Source organism: Thiobacillus sp., assembly GCF_024708915.1.
In genome coordinates, this window is sequence record NZ_JANJXQ010000272.1 from 1 (window position 1) to 2,091 (window position 2,091).

At 61.6% G+C, this 2,091-nt stretch carries 2 protein-coding genes and 1 pseudogene; all 3 read right to left on the reverse strand.

Annotated features, from left to right (window positions below; translation table 11 throughout):
* The coding region (locus Q0L94_RS17610) for an AAA family ATPase (RefSeq protein WP_296755942.1) at positions 1-255 on the reverse strand (255 nt) is incomplete at its 3' end.
* 80 nt (positions 256-335) lie between these two features.
* Entirely contained in the window at positions 336-1,775 is a 1,440-nt protein-coding gene (locus Q0L94_RS17615) for a TIGR03016 family PEP-CTERM system-associated outer membrane protein (RefSeq protein WP_296755944.1), read from the reverse strand.
* Between the two features lie 70 nt (positions 1,776-1,845).
* A pseudogene (locus Q0L94_RS17620) lies at positions 1,846-2,091 on the reverse strand (protein tyrosine kinase); the annotation flags it as partial.

Below are 2,091 nucleotides of genomic sequence, written 5' to 3' on the forward strand. Positions count from 1 at the left end.
TTCGGCATCGAGCTGGGTCGACACCAGCTGCGCGGCCACCAGATTGTGGGCATCGAGTTGACGGAACAGGTTGCGCACCAGCGTGGTCTTGCCTGCGCCGACCTCGCCGGTGATGACGATGAAGCCCTCGCCCAGCGACAAACCGTAATCCAGATACGCCATCGCCCGCCTGTGTCCCTTGGAGCCGTAGAAAAAACGCGGATCGGGATTGAGCTGGAAAGGCTTGGCACTAAAGCGGTAATAGTCTTCGTACATGGACGTTCCGTTGTCTGAGTGGGGCACAGCCCGTGTGCGCACAAAATGCGAAGCAACGGCTGTGCCATTGCGGAATGTGGTCAGAAGCGCATGCCGACCGTAGCCGTGAGCCGGTTTTCGTCGTAGTCCGAATTCGCGGCGTTTGAATCCCGTTGAGTATGGCGGAAAACCAGCGCGCCGTTGAGCTGGTCGGTGAAACGGCGGTTGAGGCCAAGGCTGAAGCTGAGAATGTCGTCCTCCCGGGCCGCGCCGCCCGCGGCGGTGCTGTCCAGGCTGTTACGGGTGAGCGACAGGCCACCGGTTGCGGACGTCTGCGGCGACAGGCGATAGGTGAGCGTGCCCGAGACGATTCGCACCCGGTCCTCGCCTTGCGTAGCCGTCTGGAACTCGCGGGTCAGGTCGGACAGGCGCAGCGAAACGGTCGTTTTTGCGCCCACGTCCCAGGCTACACCGGCCGTCAGCAGCTTGGAAATGAACACGTTGTTGGCGAGCGCAGTACCGAAGAACAGATTCACGTCGCACCCTGCATTGATGAGGTCGAGCAAAGCCGGGTTGGCAGGAAGCACCGTCCCGGCTGGGCAGGATGCAGTCACGGCCTGCAGATTGCTGAAATCCGTTGCCAGGCGCGAAATATCGCTCACGTCCTCCGAATAACGCACATCCCAGCGGGTCTGGCGTGTCCTGTGGCTGGCAGACAGGCCATAGACCGGGCCGAAATAGCTTTCGCCCCCGGAAGCCTCGAAGCTGGTGCGGCGCGTGGGCGACCAGCCGAAGCCGGCGCGGTAGAACGAGCCGCTGGTGTCGGTTGCGCTGAGATACTCGTTCGTGTCCTCCCCGACTGTGCCGAACACACGAAACTTCCGCGACAGCGCATAACCCAGCGTGGCGCTCACGCGCTCGAACGTGGTGTCCGCGCTTTTGCGGTAATCCGTTTTGCGGATCGAATAATCGAGAGACCAGCTCAGATCGTCGAAACGGGTTCCACTGTTCAGGCCCGCCGAAAACGAATTCGAGCTGGAATCGTTGGCGACATCGTTCTCGAAAATCGCGCCGCTGGCGGTGTAGCGCGCCAGCGCATTGGCAAAAGTGCCGAGGCGTTTCTGGATGTAGGGACTGATCGAGTAGGTGCCGACGGTGGCGCGGTTGCGGTTGTTGATTTCGGCGTCGGCGGGCGAGCCCAGCAAGGAAATCAGTTCCTGCGAGACGCGCGCGCTGCCGTCGACGAACAGGAAATCCTCGACCAGTTCGGCTTTGCCGACGGCATTGAGGTTGTGGTAAAGGTCGTCGCTCTCGTCGCCGCCGAAACGCGCCACGCCGGTCAGGCCATAGCGCATGGTGGCCTGCACCCGGCGCGAGCCTTCGGAGCGCAGCGTGAAGCCCGGCGTTACGCTCAGAATCACTGCGTCTTCAGGCTTGGTCGCACTTTGGTTGACGTTGTCGGTGTAAATGGTGGACGCGTTCAGGGTCGGCTCGAAGCGCCAATCGGCGACGGCTGAGGCAGAGGCGAAGGCCAACGCCATGAAAACAGGAAAAGCGCCTGCCCGGGGAGTTTGTCTGTATGGCACCGGGCTGGCGCTGTCTGGTCGAAGCTTATTTGCCGGAACTGCCATAGTAGCCATAGTAGTAATCTGCGCCCGGGGTCGGGGTGGTCTTGTTCAGCAGCATGCCCACCACTTCGCATGACTGGATATGCCGCAACGCTTCACGCACCGCCTCCTGCGAGGTTTTTTCGGCTTCCACCACCATGACGATCTGCCCCATATGGGTGGCCAGCACGCTCGATTCGCTGGTCGCCAGCAGCGGCGGCGAATCGAACAGGATTATACGGTCGGGATA

Bases quoted from the DNA above. Each gene is read 5' to 3' on its own strand.
- Q0L94_RS17615 (WP_296755944.1), bottom strand. From the start codon at position 1,775: ATGGCGTTGGCCTTCGCCTCTGCCTCAGCCGTCGCCGATTGGCGCTTC.